The 17465-nt window shown below is 70.1% G+C and carries 14 protein-coding genes and 1 pseudogene; 11 read left to right on the top strand and 4 right to left on the bottom strand.

Annotated elements, in window-relative coordinates:
* Nucleotides 1-436: 436 nt before the first annotated feature.
* Together ACQCO7_RS35900 and ACQCO7_RS35895 are read right to left on the bottom strand one after the other, a co-directional pair.
* Nucleotides 437-916: pseudogene (locus ACQCO7_RS35900) on the bottom strand (LacI family DNA-binding transcriptional regulator); the annotation flags it as partial.
* 152 nt (nucleotides 917-1068) lie between these two features.
* Nucleotides 1069-2016 carry a multicopper oxidase domain-containing protein gene (locus ACQCO7_RS35895; RefSeq protein WP_464075718.1) on the bottom strand — a complete coding sequence of 316 codons (948 nt, stop codon included), beginning with the start codon at nucleotides 2014-2016 and terminating at the stop codon, nucleotides 1069-1071.
* Nucleotides 2017-2221: 205 nt separating this feature from the next.
* Between ACQCO7_RS35895 and ACQCO7_RS35890 the strand changes: the two genes are divergently transcribed.
* Both ACQCO7_RS35890 and ACQCO7_RS35885 read left to right on the top strand, forming a co-directional pair.
* A complete protein-coding gene (locus ACQCO7_RS35890; RefSeq protein ID WP_464075717.1) occupies nucleotides 2222-4678 on the top strand; it encodes a ThuA domain-containing protein in 2457 nt (818 codons plus the stop codon).
* 62 nt (nucleotides 4679-4740) lie between these two features.
* On the top strand, nucleotides 4741-6879 hold the full coding sequence (locus ACQCO7_RS35885) for an OmpL47-type beta-barrel domain-containing protein (protein ID WP_464077372.1): 2139 nt from the start codon (nucleotides 4741-4743) through the stop codon (nucleotides 6877-6879).
* A gap of 35 nt (nucleotides 6880-6914) precedes the next feature.
* Here the strand turns inward: ACQCO7_RS35885 and ligD are convergent, their stop codons facing one another.
* Nucleotides 6915-7925, bottom strand: a complete 1011-nt coding sequence (ligD, locus tag ACQCO7_RS35880; protein WP_464075716.1) for a non-homologous end-joining DNA ligase — start codon at nucleotides 7923-7925, stop codon at nucleotides 6915-6917.
* Nucleotides 7926-7989: 64 nt separating this feature from the next.
* On the opposite strand from ligD, the gene ACQCO7_RS35875 reads away from it, so the two are divergent.
* Complete coding sequence (locus tag ACQCO7_RS35875; protein WP_464075715.1) at nucleotides 7990-9063, top strand: ATP-dependent DNA ligase; 1074 nt, start codon at nucleotides 7990-7992, stop codon at nucleotides 9061-9063.
* 86 nt (nucleotides 9064-9149) lie between these two features.
* Complete coding sequence (locus ACQCO7_RS35870) at nucleotides 9150-10124, top strand: DUF3048 domain-containing protein (protein ID WP_464075714.1); 975 nt, start codon at nucleotides 9150-9152, stop codon at nucleotides 10122-10124.
* A gap of 3 nt (nucleotides 10125-10127) precedes the next feature.
* On the opposite strand, the gene ACQCO7_RS35865 is transcribed toward ACQCO7_RS35870, so the two are convergent.
* Nucleotides 10128-10616, bottom strand: coding sequence for a MarR family winged helix-turn-helix transcriptional regulator (locus ACQCO7_RS35865; RefSeq protein WP_464075713.1), 489 nt, complete (start codon nucleotides 10614-10616; stop codon nucleotides 10128-10130).
* A gap of 194 nt (nucleotides 10617-10810) precedes the next feature.
* Here ACQCO7_RS35865 and ACQCO7_RS35860 point away from each other — a divergent pair, with 194 nt between their 5' ends.
* From ACQCO7_RS35860 to pcaDC, 7 genes are all read left to right on the top strand, one after another.
* Entirely contained in the window at nucleotides 10811-11566 is a 756-nt protein-coding gene (locus ACQCO7_RS35860) for a CoA transferase subunit A (RefSeq protein WP_464075712.1), read from the top strand.
* Nucleotides 11566-12210 carry a CoA transferase subunit B gene (locus ACQCO7_RS35855; protein WP_464075711.1) on the top strand — a complete coding sequence of 215 codons (645 nt, stop codon included), beginning with the start codon at nucleotides 11566-11568 and terminating at the stop codon, nucleotides 12208-12210. The genes ACQCO7_RS35860 and ACQCO7_RS35855 overlap by 1 nt, the downstream gene beginning before the upstream one ends.
* Nucleotides 12207-13409, top strand: a complete 1203-nt coding sequence (locus tag ACQCO7_RS35850) for a thiolase family protein (protein ID WP_464075710.1) — start codon at nucleotides 12207-12209, stop codon at nucleotides 13407-13409. Before ACQCO7_RS35855 ends, ACQCO7_RS35850 begins: the two co-directional genes overlap by 4 nt.
* Nucleotides 13410-13528: 119 nt before the next feature.
* Nucleotides 13529-14302 (top strand): protocatechuate 3,4-dioxygenase subunit beta, encoded by a 774-nt coding sequence (gene pcaH, locus ACQCO7_RS35845; RefSeq protein WP_464075709.1) that lies wholly within the window; start codon nucleotides 13529-13531, stop codon nucleotides 14300-14302.
* Complete coding sequence (pcaG, locus tag ACQCO7_RS35840; protein WP_464077371.1) at nucleotides 14299-14901, top strand: protocatechuate 3,4-dioxygenase subunit alpha; 603 nt, start codon at nucleotides 14299-14301, stop codon at nucleotides 14899-14901. The genes pcaH and pcaG overlap by 4 nt, the downstream gene beginning before the upstream one ends.
* The gene (gene pcaB, locus ACQCO7_RS35835) at nucleotides 14898-16253 is read left to right on the top strand and encodes a 3-carboxy-cis,cis-muconate cycloisomerase (protein ID WP_464075708.1); all 1356 of its coding nucleotides are present in this window, start codon (nucleotides 14898-14900) and stop codon (nucleotides 16251-16253) included. Before pcaG ends, pcaB begins: the two co-directional genes overlap by 4 nt.
* On the top strand, nucleotides 16250-17371 hold the full coding sequence (pcaDC, locus tag ACQCO7_RS35830) for a bifunctional 3-oxoadipate enol-lactonase/4-carboxymuconolactone decarboxylase PcaDC (protein ID WP_464075707.1): 1122 nt from the start codon (nucleotides 16250-16252) through the stop codon (nucleotides 17369-17371). The genes pcaB and pcaDC overlap by 4 nt, the downstream gene beginning before the upstream one ends.
* The last annotated feature ends 94 nt before the right edge of the window (nucleotides 17372-17465 follow it).

Genomic DNA, 17465 nt, shown 5'->3' with positions numbered 1-17465 from the left:
AGCCTGCCCGCGCCACCTCGGACACCGCACCCGACCGCCCCACCTCGGCCCCGTCACCCGGCCGCACCTCCCCAATGCCTTCGCCCGGCCGCACCACCTCGGACACCCCACCCAGCCGCCCCGCCCCAGACTCGCCGCCCGACCGCGCCACCTCCGACTCGTCACCCGGCCGCCCCGCCTCAGATCCGTCGCCCAGCCGCCCCACACCGGACACTCCACCCAACCGCGCCACCCCAACCCCGTCACCCAACCGCCCCGCCCCGACGCCTTCACCCGGCCGCCCCGCCTCAGGCACCCCACCCGGCCGCACCACCCCCACCCCGTCGCCCAGCCGCACCGCCCCGGACACCCCACCCGACCGCCCCTCCTCCAACACCCCACCCGACCACGCCGCCCCGACACCTTCGCTCACCCCAGCCACCTCGCCCCACTCCCCACCCCACCCCGGCCTCCCCCCGATCACCATCGGCACCCCCGCTCCCTGGATCAACGCCGGCAGCGGATCGTCAAGGTGCAGGGAGAACACCAGCGCACCATCCACATGCCCGCCCGCCAGATACCGGGCCACTCGCGCATGATCGTCCCGCCCCTCCGTCAGCAGGAGGACGAGTTGGTTGTCGTGGGCCGTCAGCTCCTTGCTGATGCCCCGGAGTTGGCGGCCGAAGAAGGGGTCCGCGAAGACCCGGGCCTCCGGTTCGGCGATGACGACGGCGATCGCGTCGTGGCGTCGGGTCACCAGGCTGCGGGCCGCCTGGTTCGGGACGTACCCGAGTTCCTCCACCGCCCGCCGGACCCGTTCGACGAGGGGTTCACGCACCCCGTCGCCGCCGTTCACCACACGGGAGACGGTCGCCCGCGACACCCCGGCCCGCGCGGCCACGGCCTCCAGAGTGGGACGCGGGGCGGTGTCGGTCACGTCGTCTCCTCCAGGGCCGGTCTGCGGTCCAGAATAGTCACCGCACACACGCCTGGACCCAACAGCCCCCTGGCGCCGGTCAGTTGAGCGGAACCGCCAACGGCCACGGAGCAACCTCCGGCCGCCTCACCCCGTACACCCCCGCCGCCCCCTCAGTGCTCGTGCCCCTCCCCATGCCCGTCCTCGTACCCCGGAATGGTCCCGTCCGCCTTCTTCACCAGGAACAGCCCCACCATCCCCATGTCCGAGTGACTCTGGACGTGGCAGTGATACATCCACGCCCCCGCCCCCACCCCTTCCCCGGCGATCACCTGGAACCCGAACGAGTCGGCGGGCCCCACAATCTTGTTGTCGATCACGCGAGTCGGATCGTCGGGCCCGGTCAGCAGGCCCGTACGGTTGTCCGCCCAGCGATGACCGTGCATGTGGAACGTGTGGTAGTACTCCCCGTGCGTGATCATGACGAACTCGACCCGATCCCCCACCGTGGCCTCGAAGTCGGGCCCGGAGTGCGCGGGCCGGTTGTTGATGAGCATGTCGTTGAAGACGATGGTGTGGGTCGCGTCGGGGAGGACGTCGCCCTTGCGGCGGACGATGACCGGTCCGTAGAGGCCTTTGCGGATGCCGCCGGTGCCGTGTTCCGTGCCGACGACGTGATCGTGGTAGTGCCAGTACCCGGCGCTCCCGGCCCGCCAGGTGCCGTCCGCGCGGCGCCCGGGGAGGTGCGTGCGCCAGGTGTACGTGCGGGTCGCGCCGGGGGCGACGTCGCTGTGGTTCATCTTCGTGCCGTCGCTGGTGATCTCGTAGTCGAGGCCGTGGACATGGAGGCTGACGGGTACGTCGAGGGTGTTCTCGAAGGCGATGTGCACGGTGTCGCCCTCGTACAGCTCGATGAGCGGACCGGGGACGGAGGCTTTGCCCTTCTCGAAGCCGTAGCCGAGCTGTCCGTCGGGGAGTTTCTCGGCGTACATCGTGAGGTGGCGGACCGTGCCGCCGGGGGGCGCGGCGGCGGCGCTGCGGGGGGTCGGCGCGAGGCTCAGCGAGGCGGCTGCGGCAGCGCCTCCGAGCAGGGTCCGTCGGTCGAAGCCGCGTCCGTCCATGCCCCAACTCCCCGTCCTGAGAAGGTTTGTCCGCAGAGGTGCCTGTGATGAACCTGTGAGACGGTACCGGCCCTGAGGCTGTTTCTCCACACTCAGGACAAAGTTCGAGGTATTCCGGTTTTAGGTGTTGGCGAACGGCACAAAGCCGTCTAGCTTCCTTGGCGCTGTCCGCCGTGACCGAGGAGCCGTGACCGAGGAGGTGCCCGTGCACTTACGAGGATCGAGCACGAGAAGACGGATCTGGCTGGCCACCGGGGTGGTCGTCGCGGGGCTGTTGACCGCGCCGACCGCCGCGCAGGCGCTGCCACCCCCGACAACGATATCGATCAAGTCGCCGCCGGGCGGTGCGGATGTGAGGGTGCTGGTCTTCTACGGTTCGGCGGCGGCCGGTGACGAGTCGCCGGCCGTGAACGCGGGGATCGCGGCGATCGAGCGGATCGGCCTGACGGGCCCGGCGAACCAGCGGTTCGCGGTGGACGCGACGGACGACGCGCGGATCTTCACCGACGGTACGGCGCTGGGGAGTTACAACGCGGTCGCGTTCCTGACCGGGGGCGGTGACGTCCTCGATCCGGACCAGGAGGCCGGTCTTGAGGCGTACATGGAGGCGGGCGGCGGGTTCCTCGGCGTCCATGACGCGGCGCGTGCCGAGCCGTACTCGGACTGGTTCACCGGCCTGATCGGCGCCCGCCCGGCCGCGTCGAGCCCGACGGCCGTACAGCGCGCGGTGGTCGAGGTGGGCGACCGGCAGCATCCGGCGACGAAGGACGTGCCGGTGCAGTGGAAGCGGGCGGACCAGTGGTTCGACTGGGCGAAGAACCCGTCCGGCGAGGTCCACACGGTCGCGCGGGTCCGCGAGCGGTCGTACCAGCCCGGTACGGGTGCCAACGGCGCTGATCATCCGGTGAGTTGGTGCCGTGACTACGACGGCGGCCGGTCCTTCTACACCGGGATGGGCGGGACGGTGTCGTCGTACGACGAGACCGAGTTCCGGGCGCATCTGCGCGGCGCGCTGCTGTGGACGACGCGGCTCGTCCAGGCCGACTGCAAGGCCACCATCAACGCCAACTACCGTGCGGAGCGCCTGACTCAGCCGAACCAGCCGGGCCAGAACGACCAGATCGGCGAGCCGCACGGACTGGTGACCGCGCCCGACGGACGGGTGCTGTACATCGGCCGGGGCGGCGCCGACTCCTCCCAGCCGGTGATCACCGACTGGAACAACCCGGACATCGGCAAGGGCAAGGGCGAGATCCACGTCTACGACCCGAGGACCAAGAAGGTGACTCTGGCGGGGGCGTTGACCGTCTTCGGCAACAAGGGCGGCGGCGACGAGCTGGTCAAGGTCGAAGAGGGCCTGCTCGGCATCGAGTTGGACCCGCGCTTCGAGGACAACGGCTGGGTGTACCTGCACTACACGCCGCACTCCCGGCTGAACCGGGACACGCGGATCGCCGAACGCCGCGTCTCGCGCTTCACGTTGGACCTGGCGACGAACAAGCTGGACCTGGGCAGCGAGAAGGTGCTCCTCAAGTGGCCGGTGCAGGTGCACAGTTGCTGTCATTCGGGCGGCGGGATGTCCTGGGACTCGAAGGGCAACCTGTACATCGCGACCGGTGACAACAACTCCAGCCAGTTCAGCGAGGGTTACTCGGGCAACAACCCGGCGCCGAACTACAAGGGCGTCTCCTTCGCGGACGCGCGCCGCACCGCCGGGAACACGAACAACCTCAACGGCAAGATCCTGCGCATCCACCCGGAGTCCGACGGCACGTACACGCTCCCGGCGGGCAACCTGTTCACCGGCAAGGAGACCGCCGAGGGCGGCGGCAAGACGCGCGGCGAGATCTACGTGATGGGCGTCCGCAACCCGGCGCGCATCTTCGTCGACAAGCAGACGGACATCCTGTACGCCGGGTGGGTGGGCCCCGACGCGGGCGCCCCCTCGACGACGTGGGGTCCGGCGAAGTACGACACGTTCGCCGTCATCACCCGTGCCGGCAACCGGGGTTGGCCGTACTGCATGGGCAACAAGCAGCCCTACCGGGACCGCAATCTGCCGGACCCGTCGAAGCCGCTCGGCTGGTACGACTGCGACCACCCGAAGAACGAGTCGCCGAACAACGACGGACTGGTCAACCTGCCGCCGGTCACCGGCAACAACATCTGGTACTCGCCGCAGGGCGGCGCACCGGACTACCCGCGCGACGCGAACGGCATCCCCTCCTACCAGCAGTCGCAGGCCACCTACCTGCTGCCGTGGCTGAAGGGCGGCGGCCAAGCCGCGATGAACGGCCCGGTCTACCGGTACGACGCGGCGAGCACGAGCGCCGCCAAGTGGCCCTCGTACTGGGACGGCAAGTGGTTCGTCGGCGACTTCTACGACGCCGACCAGCCGCGCAACGCGGTCGTGATGGACCCGGCGAACCAGGGGGACGGCGGACTCCCCGTGCACTCCGAGTCGCTCAAGAAGATCGTGCCGGTCGGCAACGACCGCATCAAGAACCTCATGGACTGGAAGTTCGGTCCCGACGGCGCGCTGTACGTCCTCGACTACGGGCGGGGTTTCTTCACCTCCGACGCCAAGTCGGCGCTGTGGAAGGTCACTTACACGGGCGGCGGGCCGACCCCGGCCGCCGGACAACTGGCGCGGGGGTGGTGACGGTGAAACAACAACAACGGCAACGCCAACGCCTCTGGACGGCCCTGCTGGCGGCCGTACTGATGGTGCTGGGGGTCCAGGCCCTGCCCAGCAGCGCGCGCCAACAGGCCCCGCAGGACCAGGTGTTGACCTGGACGGCCGGTGACGACATCACGAAGTACACCTCGGCGCCGAAGACCGCCGTGGCCGGCAGGGCGACGATCGTCTTCGAGAACAGTGCGGCGACCGGCAACACGACGGGGATGCCGCACACGCTGACGTTCGTGACGAGCGACCCCGAGTTCAACAGCGACGTCCAACTCAACATCCTGGCCAACCCGTTCGACGACGGGGGCGGCCGGCACACCGCCGAGGTGACCCTCACCCCGGGCCGCTACTTCTACCACTGCACGATCCCGGGCCACGGCCAGATGCAGGGCATCCTCGTCGTCACCGAGGGCACCGGCGAGGACACAACGCCCCCCGAGGCCAACGCCGTCGTGTCCGGTACGCAGAACGCCCAGGGCGAGTACGTCGGTTCGGCGAGCATCGCCGTCACCGCGACCGACGAGGGTTCGGGCGTCGACCGGATCGAGTACGCGATCGGCGACGAGGACGTCTGGCGGCCGTACACCGCGCCGGTCGTCGTCGACCAGGTGGGCCGGTACAGCGGTCGCTACCGGGCGTTCGACAAGGCCGGGAACGTGTCGGCCGAGAAGAGCGTCCGGTTCACGGTCGTCGCGCCGCAGAGCGACGACACGACCGCGCCGGAGACCTCGGCGACGGTCAGCGGTGAACAGCGGCCCGACGGCACGTACATCGACATGGCGACCGTCACCGTCACCGCGTCCGACACCGGTTCGGGCGTCAACACCATCGAATACGCGGTGAACGAAGGGAGTTGGCAGCCGTACACCGCGCCCGTGATGGTCCACCAGCTCGGCACGCACACGGTCCGCTACCGGGCCACCGACAAGGCGGGGAACGTCTCGGCGTCAAAGTCCGCGCAGTTCACGGTGGTTACGGCACCCGCGCCCGACACCGTCTCGCCGGTGACCGGTGTGACCGTCGCCGGGACGCGCAACTCCGACGGCGCGTACGTCGGTTCGGCGCGCGTCACCGTGAGCGCGACGGACGCGGGCGGTTCGGGGGTCGACCGGATCGAGTACTCGATCGACGCCGGGCCCTATCTGGCGTACGGGGCGCCCGTGGTCGTCGACCGGGCGGGCACGCACACGCTCGCCTACCGGGCGACGGACCGGGCCGGGAACACGTCGGCGGCGCGGAACGTCACCTTCACGGTCGTGGGGAGCCAGGTCCCGGCGCCCAACTGCCCCGAGTTCGACGAGCGGTTGACGGTGATCGTCGGGACGGTCGACTCCGGCGTACCCAACCGGCTCACGAACAGCCGGTGCAGGATCAACGAGTTGATCGAGGACGAGAAGGAGTGGACGTCCCACGCGCTGTTCCTCAAGCACGTGAAGACCGTCCTGGACGGGCTGTTCAGGGACGGCGCGGTCGACGAGCGCGAGTACGACGCGATCGACCTGGCCGCCCGGGAGTCCGGGATCGGCACGCCCGGCCAGACCGAGGGCTACCGCACGATCATGGACGGGACGGCCGGCTCGTTCGCCAAGTGGCAGCAGGTGGGCGGCGGTTCGTTCGCGCTGAACGCGGACGGCTCGATCACCAGCGGCACCACGCGCGCGGGTCTCGGCATGCTGTGGTTCCCGCAGCGCACGTACGGCGACTTCTCGCTGCGCCTCCAGTGGCGTGACGACGCGCCGGGCACCGGGAACGCCAACTCCGGTGTGTTCGTGCGGTTCCCGTGGGTCCACGCCCACCCCGAGGAGCCGCGTCCGGAGTGGGCGGCCATCAAGTACGGGCACGAGATCCAGGCGTTCGACTCACCCACCGGCGACATGTACAAGTCCGGCTCGATCTACGGCTTCGACCGGGTCGGGCTCGCCGGGGCGCAGGTCACGCAGAAGGGGACCTGGAACGACTACGAGATCCGGGTGGTCGACCAGCACTACTCGGTCTTCCGTAACGGCGTGCTGATCAACGAGTTCGACAACATCGGCGGGCAGGTCTTCGAGCCGCCGCGCGCGGACGATCCGGGGACCGACGGGCGGCGGTACGCGGCCGGGTACATCGGGCTCCAGGTCCACAGCGTGACGGACGTCGTGTCGTACCGGGACGTCAGGATCAAGGAGTTGTAGCCCACCGGCCTCAACTCCCCTGTGACCAAACACTGTTACTCGTCGCGGGCTCGGCTCGGCTGTACCCGCTTGGGTTCCCCCGGCATCTTGGGGTACTCGGGCGGGTACGGCAGATCGCCGAGCCCGTGCTCGTGCTCGTCCCGGCGCGCCAGCTCCAGCAGCGCGTCCAGCGAGTACGCGTGGTCGTCCATGTCCGCGTGCACGTCGCCGAGTTCGGCGAAGCGCGCGGGCATGGTCGCGAGGTCGAAGTCCCGGGGGTGCGCGTCGTCCAGCTCGTCCCAGCGCAGGGGGGCGGAGACGGGGGCGTGCGGGTGGGGACGTACGGAGTAGGCGGAGGCGATCGTGCGGTCGCGGGCGGTCTGGTTGTAGTCGAGGAAGATCCGCTCGCCGCGTTCCTCCTTCCACCACTTGATGGTCACGCGGTCCGGCATCCGGCGTTCCATCTCCCGCCCGACCGCGATCGCCGCGCGCCGCACCTCGGTGAACGTCCACCGGGGCTCGATGGGGACGAACACGTGCAGCCCGCGCCCGCCGGAGGTCTTCGGCCAGCCCCGCAGCCCGCCGAACTCGTCGAGTACGGCGCGCAGTTCGTGGGCGGCGCGGACCGCGTCGTCGTAGTCGGTGCCGGGCTGGGGGTCGAGGTCGATGCGGAGTTCGTCGGGGTGGTCGACGTCGGCGCGGCGGACGGGCCAGGGGTGGAAGGTGAGGGTGCCGTACTGCGCGGCCCACAGGACGGCGGCCTCCTCGGTGGGGCACATCTCGTCGGCGCCGCGTCCGCTGGGGAAGGCGATGTGGGCGGTGGGGATCCAGTCGGGCATGTTCTTGGGGGCGCGCTTCTGGAAGAAGTTCTCGCCGGTCACGCCGTCGGGGTAGCGCTCCAGGGTGGTGGGGCGCTCGCGCAGGGCGCGCAGGATGCCGGGGGCGACCGCCTGGTAGTACCGGGCGAGGTCCAGCTTCGTGAATCCGCGCTCCGGGAAGAACATCTTGTCGGGACTGGACAGCCGTACCGTCCGTCCGCCCGCTTCCAGCTCGACCGCATCGCCCATGGGGCCACGGTAGGCGAACCTCGCATATCAGGCATTTTCGGCCGCGCGGGAGCAGAATTCCCCCATGGATCTGCCGGTGATGCCTCCCGTGAAGCCCATGCTCGCCAAGTCGGTGGCGAAGATCCCGCCGGGCATGCAGTACGAGGCGAAGTGGGACGGTTTCCGCGCGATCGTGTTCCGCGACGGGGCCGCCGTCGAGCTGGGCAGCCGGACGACGAAGCCGTTGACCAGGTATTTCCCCGAGCTGGTGGCGGCACTGAAGGAGCGGTTGCCCGAGCGGTGCGTGCTGGACGGGGAGATCGTGATCGCGCGGGACGGGCGGCTGGACTTCGACGCGCTGACCGAGCGCATCCACCCGGCGGCCTCCCGGGTCCGCACGCTCGCCGAGCGCACCCCGGCGTCGTTCATCGCCTTCGACCTGCTCGCGCTCGCCGGCACGGCCCTCCTGGACGTCCCCCTCAGCGACCGCCGCGCCCTCCTGGAGCGTGCGCTGGACGGCGTGACCGCGCCCGTCCATCTGGCCCCGGCGACGACCGACACGGCGGTGGCCGCGCGCTGGTTCGAGCAGTACGAGGGTGCCGGTCTGGACGGCGTGATCGCGAAGCCCCTCGCGCTGCCGTACCTCCAGGACGAGCGCGCGATGTTCAAGGTCAAGCACGAGCGCACGGCGGACGCGGTCGTCGCCGGGTACCGCTTCCACAAGAGCGGCCCGGTGGTGGGTTCGCTGCTGCTGGGCCTGTACGACGGTGAGGGCACCCTCCAGCATGTGGGCGTGTCGGCGTCGTTCACGATGGCCCGGCGCGCGGAGCTGGTCGAGGAGCTGGAGCCGCTGCGGATGGCGGACGCCTCGGAGCATCCGTGGGCGGCCTGGGGGGACGCGGCGGCGCACGAGGCGGCCAGGCTGCCGGGGGCACCGAGCCGCTGGTCGGGGAAGAAGGACCTCTCCTGGGTGCCGGTACGGCCCGAGCGGGTCGCGGAGGTGGCGTACGACCACATGGAGAACGGCGTCCGCTTCCGCCACACGGCCCGCTTCCGCCGCTGGCGCCCGGACAGGACGCCGGAGAGCTGTACGTACGCGCAGTTGGAGGAGCCGGTCCGGTACGACCTCGGGGAGATCCTGGGGGCGCCCGCCACCTGAACGGCGCAACAGATCGAGCCTGATCGCTTTTGATCGGGTATGGCCACCAGCGACCTCTTCGGCGCACCTCTTAGGGATACGGACTGGTGGCACCCGTGAACATCGCACGACCGAACCCGAAACACGCGGCACGTACGGCCCGCACGGCCGCACTCCTGCTCACCGCGACCCTCACGACGGCCCTGGTGGCGGGCTGTACGACCGCCCCGCGCGCGGGCGACGACGCGGTGAACGGCTCCCTGAAGCCCCGTACGCGCCCGGGCCCCGTCCTCGCCGTGAAGATCGACAACGCGCGCGCCGCCCGCCCCCACACCGGCCTCGACGCGGCGGACGTCGTGTACGTCGAGCCGGTCGAGGGCGGCATGAGCCGCCTGATGGCGGTGTACGCGACGAAGCTCCCCCAGGCCGTCGGACCGGTCCGCAGCGCGCGCCAGTCGGACCTGGAGCTGCTGCGCCAGTTCGACCGGCCGGTGCTCGCGTTCTCGGGCGCCCAGCGCAAGCTGCACCCGCTGATCGACAAGGCGCCGCTCAGGGCGGTCGAGCCCGGTGAGGTGTCCGGCGCGTACTACCGGGGCCGCGCGAAACCGGCGCCCCACAACCTCTATCTGCGCCCCGACCGGCTGGTGCGCTCAGCGCCGGGGGCCGCCGCGCTGGAGGCGACCGGGTTCCGCTTCGGACCCGCGCCCACCGGAGGGCGGGCCGTGAACTCCCGTACGGTGCGCTATCCGGCGGCCCGGTTCACGTTCACCTGGTCGGCGGACCGGGCGCGCTGGCTGGTGCGGATGGACGGGGCGACGGCCCGGCGGGTGGCCCCGGCGACGGTCGTCGTGCAGTACGTGAAGGTCCGCAGGAGCCGCTTCCACGACGTCCTGGGCAACCACACGCCGTACCCGCAGACCGTCGGCTCCGGGCGGGCGACCGTGCTGCGCGGCGGGCGGTCGTACGACGTCGTCTGGAAACGGCCGAGGGCGGCGGACGGGACGCGGTTCACCCTGCGGGACGGGAAGAGCGTGAACTTCGCGCGCGGGCAGGTGTGGGTGGTGTTCGCGCGGGCGTCCTGAGGGTCAGGCGGTTTGAGGGTCGGGTGCGGTCTCGCGCGCGTACGCCGGTTCGCCGGGGTGGCGCAGGTTCTCCGCCGCGTCGGCGAGCCGCTGGACGAGCGCGAAGAACAGGGCCTGTTCGGTGACCGACAGGGGCGCGAGGAAGACCTGGTTCATGCGCGCCGTACGGACGGTCAGCTTGCGGTGGACGCGTACGCCCTCCTCGGTCGGCCGCAGCAGGGAGCGGCGGCCGTCCTGCGGGTCGCGGACCTTGTCGATGAGTCCGCGCCTGCCCAGCCGGCTGATCACCTCGGCGATCGTCGACCGGTCGAGGCCCACCCGCTCCCCCACCGTCCGCTGGTCGAGGCCGGGCTCGGCGACGAGCGTGTTCAGGACGGCGAACTGCGGGGAGGTGGTCTCCTCCGAGACCATCGTGTTCCACAGCAGGTAGTGGGCCTGCTGGAGCCGCCGGGCCAGGTGCCCGGGATGAGTGGTGAGGTCCACCGCGCCCATGGACGCTCCCCTCGTCGAATTCGTTGGTGCACTGAACGATACCCGCACGGCCCACTCGATGTCTTTACTCTCCGCACACGTTCCACCTGCTTCAATGCAAGAGTCTTGACGGTCGGCCGTCACGGTGGGAGCGTGAGGACATCCTCGCTGAAATGCTCAGTGTGCTGAGCAATGGGAGAGATGGGGCTCGACGGATGGACAAGGTGGTCGCCACGGCCCGGGAGGCGGTGGCCGATGTACCCGACGGCGCGTCGCTCGCGGTGGGCGGGTTCGGACTGAGCGGTGTGCCGACCGTGCTGATCGACGCGCTGTTCGCACGCGGGTCGGGCGGGCTGTCGGTGGTCTCCAACAACTGCGGTGCGATGGAGTCCGGCCTTGCGGTGCTGCTCGCGGCCGGGCGGATCGCGCGGGTCACCGGGTCGTACATCGGGGCCAACAAGGAGTTCGCGCGCCAGTACCTCGCCGGCGAGCTGGAGGTCGAGCTGATCCCCCAGGGCACGCTGGCGGAGCGCCTGCGCGCGGGAGGCGCGGGGATCCCGGCCTTCTTCACCCCGGCCGGGGTGGGCACGCAGGTCGCGGACGGCGGGCTGCCGTGGCGGTACGACGGTGCGGGCGGCGTCGCCGTGGCCTCGCCGCCGAAGGAGGTGCGGGAGTTCGACGGGGTGGAGTACGTCCTGGAGCGCGGCATCCGGACCGACTTCGCGCTGGTGCGGGCGGCGAAGGGGGACCGGCACGGGAACCTCGTCTTCAACAAGTCGGCGCGGAACTTCAACCCCCTCGCGGCGATGGCCGGGCGGATCACGATCGCCGAGGTGGAGGAGCTGGTGGAGCCCGGCAAGATCGACCCCGACGCCGTGCATCTGCCGGGGATCTTCGTCCAGCGCGTGATCGCGCTGACCCCTTCGCAGGCCGCCGACAAGAAGATCGAGCAGCGGACGGTGAGCAGCTGATGACCTGGACACGCGAGGAGATGGCCGCGCGGGCGGCGCGCGAGCTGCGCGACGGGCAGTACGTCAATCTCGGCATCGGGCTGCCGACGCTCATCCCGAACTACCTTCCCGCCGGGGTCGAGGTGATCCTGGAGAGCGAGAACGGCATCCTCGGGACCGGGCCGTATCCGTACGAGGACGCCGTCGACCCGGACCTGATCAACGCCGGGAAGGAGACCGTCACCGTGCTGCCGGGGGCCTCCTTCTTCGACTCCGCGCTGTCCTTCGGGATGATCCGGGGCGGGCACATCGACGTCGCCGTACTGGGGGCGATGCAGGTCTCCGCCGGCGGTGACCTCGCCAACTGGGCCGTTCCCGGGAAGCTCATCACCGGAATCGGCGGGGCGATGGACCTCGTGCACGGGGCGCGGACCGTCATCGTCGTCATGACGCACACGGCCAAGGACGGATCGCCGAAGATCCTCTCGGAGTGTGCGCTGCCGCTCACCGGCAAGGGATGCGTGAACCGGGTCATCACCGACCTGGGAGTGCTCGACGTCACCGAGGAAGGGCTCGTGCTCGTCGAGACGGCTCCCGGTGTGCGCGTGGAGGAGATCGTGGCCAGGACCGAGGCCAAGGTGATCGTGACGGAGGGTCTGGAATGAAGGACGTCTACATCGTCGACGCGGTGCGTACGCCCTTCGGGCGCTACAACGGGGGGCTCGCGAGTGTCCGGCCCGACGATCTCGGGGCTCATGTGATCCGCGAACTCCTCGGGCGTACGCCTGAGTTGGATCCCGCGCTCGTGGAGGACGTGTACTTCGGGAACGCGAACGGGGCGGGCGAGGAGAACCGCAACGTCGGGCGGATGGCCGCGTTGCTCGCGGGGTTGCCGGTGAGTGTGCCCGGGGTGACCGTCAATCGGCTCTGTGCGTCCGGGCTGGAGGCGGTGGTTCAGGGGGCTCGGGCCATTGCTGTCGGGGACGCGTCTGTCGTTGTCGCCGGTGGGGTGGAGTCGATGACTCGGGCACCCTACGTGTTGCCCAAGAGTGATCGGCCGTTCCCTGCGGGCAACGCCGAGTTGTACTCGACCACGCTGGGGTGGCGGATGGTCAACCCCAAGATGGCGCCCGAGTGGACCATTCCGCTGGGGGAGTCCGCCGAGTTGATTGCCGACAAGCACAAGATCACGCGTGAGCAGCAGGACGAGTTCGCGTTGGGGTCGCATCGGAAGGCTGCGGCTGCTCGGGAACAAGGGCTGTTCGACGTCGAGTTGGCTTCCGTTTCCATTCCTCAGCGGAAGGGCGACGACGTTGTCTTCGGGGCGGATGAGTGTGTGCGGGAGGACGCTTCGCTGGGGGCCATGGCCAAGTTGAAGCCGTCGTTCAGGACCGAGGGTGGGAGTGTCACCGCCGGGAATGCTTCGCCGTTGAATGATGGTGCGGCTGCGGTGTTGCTGGTGGATGAGGAAGGGCTTCGCCGGACCGGGCGTGAGCCTCTCGCCAGGGTTTCCTCTGTGGGGGTTGCCGGGATCGCGCCTCAGTATTTCGGGTTGGCTCCTGTCGAGGCCGTCCATCGGGCGCTGGGGAAGGCTGGTAAGGGGTTCGGGGATCTGGATGTGCTGGAGTTGAACGAGGCGTTCGCCGCGCAGGTGTTGGGGTGTGTGGCTGAGTGGCCCGAGTTTGATCCGGCGATTCTCAATCCGCAGGGTGGAGCTATTGCCATTGGGCATCCGTTGGGGGCGTCCGGGGCTCGGTTGGCGGGGACCGTGGCTCATCAACTGGCCCGGAAGGGCAGGGGGGTTGGGGTTGCCACGTTGTGCATCGGTGTTGGGCAGGGGCTCGCGGTTGTGTTTGAGCGGTAGGTCCTGCCTGGTTCTGTTCGATGGCTGGTGCGGGCCGTATGTGGCTTGTCGCGCCCACGCGGCGGAGCCGCATATCAGATACAGCCCCGCGCCCCTAGGTAGCTAAAGGTTCCCCTCTTATGACTCTCACCCAGCATGACATTGACCTCGAAATAGCCGCCGAGCACGCCGCTTATGAGAAGCGGATCGGCAATGGGGCTCCCGTCGAGCATCATCCCCGGCGTGACTACGCTCCCTATCGTTCATCCGTCCTGCGCCATCCGAAGCACCCCCTCGTCTCCATCGACACCAGCAAAGATCCCGAACTCGTCGAACTCTCCTCCCCCGCCTTCGGGGAGCGGGACATCACCGAGATCGACAATGATCTGACCCGGCAGCACAACGGAGAGCCCGTCGGGGAGCGGATCACCGTGTCCGGGCGGGTTGTCGATCGAGGTGGAAAGCCCTTGCGGGGGCAGCTTGTCGAGATTTGGCAGGCCAACTCCGCCGGGCGGTATGCGCATCAGCGGGAGCAGCATGACGCTCCGCTGGACCCGAACTTCACCGGGGTCGGGCGAACCCTGACCGATCAGGACGGGTTCTATCAGTTCACCACCATTCAGCCCGGGCCCTACCCCTGGCGGCAGCATGTGAATGCCTGGCGGCCCGCTCACATTCACTTCTCCCTTTTCGGGAGCGCGTTCACCCAGCGGCTGGTCACGCAGATGTACTTTCCCGCCGATCCGCTGTTTCCGTACGACCCGATCATCCAGTCCGTGACGGACGACGCCGCGCGGCAGCGGCTCGTCGCGACGTACGACCACGGGCTGTCGGTGCCGGAGTTCTCGATGGGGTACCGGTGGGACATCGTGCTGGACGGGCCGCGGGCGACGTGGATGGAGGAGGGGCGCTGATGAGGATCGACACGAGCGGGGCGGTACTGCCGACGCCCTCGCACACCGTGGGGCCGTTCTACGGGCACGCGCTGCCGTTCCCCGGCGGTGGGGAGATCGCGCCGCTGGGGCATCCGGGGACGATCACACTCCAGGGGTACGTGTACGACGGTGAGGGCAACCCCCTGCCGGACGCGCTGCTCGAACTGTGGGGTGCCGACCCCGAGGGCAAGATCCCGCACGTGGACGGGTCGATGCGCAGGGACCCGGCGACCGGCGGGTTCCTGGGGCGCAACGGCGTGGAGTTCACCGGGTGGGGCCGGGTCCAGACCGACAGCAACGGGCACTGGTCGGCGCGGACGCTGCGCCCGGCGGCGCGCGGGGCGAGTGCGCCGTACGTCAGTGTGTGCGTGTTCGCGCGCGGGCTGCTGGTGCACCTGTACACGCGGATCTACCTGCCGGGCGACGAGGCCGCGCACGCCGTCGACCCGCTGCTGACCCGGCTGGAGCCGGAGCGGCGCGGCACGCTGGTCGCCGCCGAGGACGGGCGGCCGGGGTCGTACCGGTTCGACGTACGGCTCCAGGGCGAGGGCGAGACGGTCTTCCTGGAGTTCCGGTGAACGACGAGGTGGGCGACGAGGCGGGTGAGCAGGTGGGTGACGCCGGCCTGCTCGCCCCCGGCTGGACCGGCTCCCCGGCCGCAGCCGCGACGAGCGACGCCGCGTACCTGCGGGCCCTCCTGGACGCGGAGGCCGCGCTGACCCGCGCGCAGGCGGCGCTGGGCCTGGCGCCCGCCGAGGCCGCCGTCGCCGTCACCGAGGCGGCCGACCCGGCGCGTTTCGACGTGCGCGCCCTCGCCGAGCGCGCCCGCGCGGGCGGGAATCCGGTGATCCCGCTGGTCGCCGACCTCACGGCGGCGGTCGGCGCGGAGTACGGGCCGTACGTGCACCGGGGTGCCACCAGCCAGGACATCCTGGACACCGCCGCGATGCTGGTCGCCGCCCGCACCCTCGACCTGGTCCTCGCCGACCTCGACCGCACCGCGCACGCGCTGGCCGGCCTCGCCGCCGCCCACCGCGACACCGTGATGCCGGGCCGCACGCTCACCCAGCACGCCGTGCCGACGACCTTCGGGCTCAAGGCCGCCGGCTGGCGGTCCCTGGTGCTGGACGCGCGGGACCGGCTGACCTCCGTACGGCACTCGCTGCCCGCGCAACTGGGGGGTGCGGCGGGGACGCTGGCCGCGTTCACCGTGTACGGCGCCGGTGATGTGGACTCCCTGCCGGGGGCCTTCGCCGTCGAAGTCGGGCTGCGGGAGCCGGAGTTGCCCTGGCATGTGCTGCGGACGCCGGTCGCGGATCTCGCCGGGGCGCTGGCGTTCACCTCGGGGGCGCTCGGGAAGGTCGCCGTCGATGTGCTGACGCTCGCGCGCACCGAGGTCGGGGAGGTCGCCGAGGGCAGCGGGGGTGGGTCCTCCGCCATGCCGCACAAGGCCAACCCGGTGCGGTCCACGCTGATTTCGGCCGCGGCTCGGCGTGCGCCGCAGCTTGCCGCGACGTTGTACGGGGCGCTCGTCGCCGAGGACGAGCGGCCTGCGGGGGCCTGGCATGCCGAGTGGGAGCCGCTCAGGGATCTGCTGCGGCTCGTCGGCGGGGCCGCGCGGGATGCCGTGCAACTCGTCGAGGGGTTGCGGGTGTTGGGCGAGGTGATGCGTTCGCATCTCGGGCTCACGCATGGGCTGATCGTGTCCGAGCGGCTTGCCGCCGAACTGGCCGTTGTTCTTGGGCGGGGGCGGGCCAAGGAGCTGTTGTCCTCCCTTGCCCGGCGGACCTATACGGAGGGGCGGTCTCTCGTGGAACTCCTCTCGGACGAGGCCGAGTTGAAGGGGCTTGATCTTTCGGACCTTGCCGATCCTGTTCGTTATACCGGGCTTGCCGGTGTTCTCACCGATCGTGCGTTGGAGCGACGTTGACCGAGAAGCTGCTCAACCATCGTGCCGAGGGGGCGCCTTCGGCTCCGCCGCTGTTGCTGGGGCCTTCGGTGGGGACCTCGTACGCCTTGTGGGACCAGGTCGCGCCTGAGTTGTCCGTGACGCATCGGGTCGTGCGGTGGGATCTGCCCGGGCACGGGGGGTCTGCGGCGGAGTTGGTCTCCGCCGGGGCGAGCATGAGTGAACTTGCCGCGCTTGTTGTGCGGTTGGCGGATTCCCTGGGGATCGAGCGGTTTGCTTATGCCGGGGTGTCCATTGGTGGGGCTGTGGGGATGCAGTTGGCTCTGGAGTATCCCGAGCGGGTTTCCTCGTTGGCCGTGATGTGTTCCTCCGCGCATTTCGGTGGGGCCGCTCCTTGGGAGGAGCGGGCCTCGCGCGTACGGAAAGAGGGCACGGAGTGGCTTCTCGACAGCACCGCCGGGCGGTGGTTCGCCGGGGAGTTTCGGGTGCCCGCGTTGTTGCGGGACCTTGCCGTCGTCGATTCCGGTGCGTATGCCGCCTGTTGTGATGCCCTTGCCTCCTTCGACGTACGGGAGCGGCTCGGGGAGATCCAGGCACGGACCCTGGTGATCGCCGGGCGGGAGGATCCGGCTACGCCTCCCTCCCACGCTCGGGAAATCGCCGACGGGGTTCCCGGGTCGACGCTGGTGGAGATTCCCGGGGCCGCGCATCTTGCTCCTGTGCAGTGTCCCGACGCCGTGTTGAGTGCGTTGCGTGCGCATCTTGGGGGTGGGGCCGCGTTGGGGATGGCTGTGCGGCGGGAGGTACTCGGGGATGCGCACGTTGATCGGGCGCAGGAGCGGCAGTCGCCGTTTACCGCGCGGTTTCAGGACTTCATCTCCCGGTATGCGTGGGGGGAGATATGGACTGATCCGACGTTGTCCCGGCGGGAGCGGAGTCTTGTGACGCTGACGGCACTTGTCGCACACGGGCATTACGACGAGCTGGGGATGCATGTGCGGGCTGCTCGGCGTAACGGGCTGACGCCGGAGGAGATCGGGGCGGTGTTGTTGCAGACGGCTGTTTACTGCGGGGTGCCTGCGGCGAATTCGGCGTTCGCCGTGGCGCAGAGGGTTTTGGCGGAGGAAGAGGCGGGGTGAGTGGGTGGTGGCGAGCTGTGCGGGTGGACTCGTGAGGGGCTGGTGCGGCGCCGTTGTGGCTGGTCCCGCGCCCACGCGGCTGTAGCCGCGCATC

This window comes from Streptomyces saintjeani (assembly GCF_055409605.1).
This window is presented reverse-complemented; position numbering and strand designations above follow the sequence as displayed.

Bases quoted from the DNA above. Each gene is read 5' to 3' on its own strand.
- ACQCO7_RS35875 (WP_464075715.1), top strand. From the start codon at position 7,990: ATGGATCTGCCGGTGATGCCTCCCGTGAAGCCCATGCTCGCCAAGTCG.
- ACQCO7_RS35855 (WP_464075711.1), top strand. From the start codon at position 11,566: ATGACCTGGACACGCGAGGAGATGGCCGCGCGGGCGGCGCGCGAGCTG.
- ACQCO7_RS35895 (WP_464075718.1), bottom strand. From the start codon at position 2,016: ATGGACGGACGCGGCTTCGACCGACGGACCCTGCTCGGAGGCGCTGCC.
- ACQCO7_RS35865 (WP_464075713.1), bottom strand. From the start codon at position 10,616: ATGGGCGCGGTGGACCTCACCACTCATCCCGGGCACCTGGCCCGGCGG.
- pcaH (WP_464075709.1), top strand. From the start codon at position 13,529: ATGACTCTCACCCAGCATGACATTGACCTCGAAATAGCCGCCGAGCAC.
- ACQCO7_RS35885 (WP_464077372.1), top strand. From the start codon at position 4,741: ATGGTGCTGGGGGTCCAGGCCCTGCCCAGCAGCGCGCGCCAACAGGCC.
- ACQCO7_RS35860 (WP_464075712.1), top strand. From the start codon at position 10,811: ATGGACAAGGTGGTCGCCACGGCCCGGGAGGCGGTGGCCGATGTACCC.
- ACQCO7_RS35850 (WP_464075710.1), top strand. From the start codon at position 12,207: ATGAAGGACGTCTACATCGTCGACGCGGTGCGTACGCCCTTCGGGCGC.
- ligD (WP_464075716.1), bottom strand. From the start codon at position 7,925: ATGGGCGATGCGGTCGAGCTGGAAGCGGGCGGACGGACGGTACGGCTG.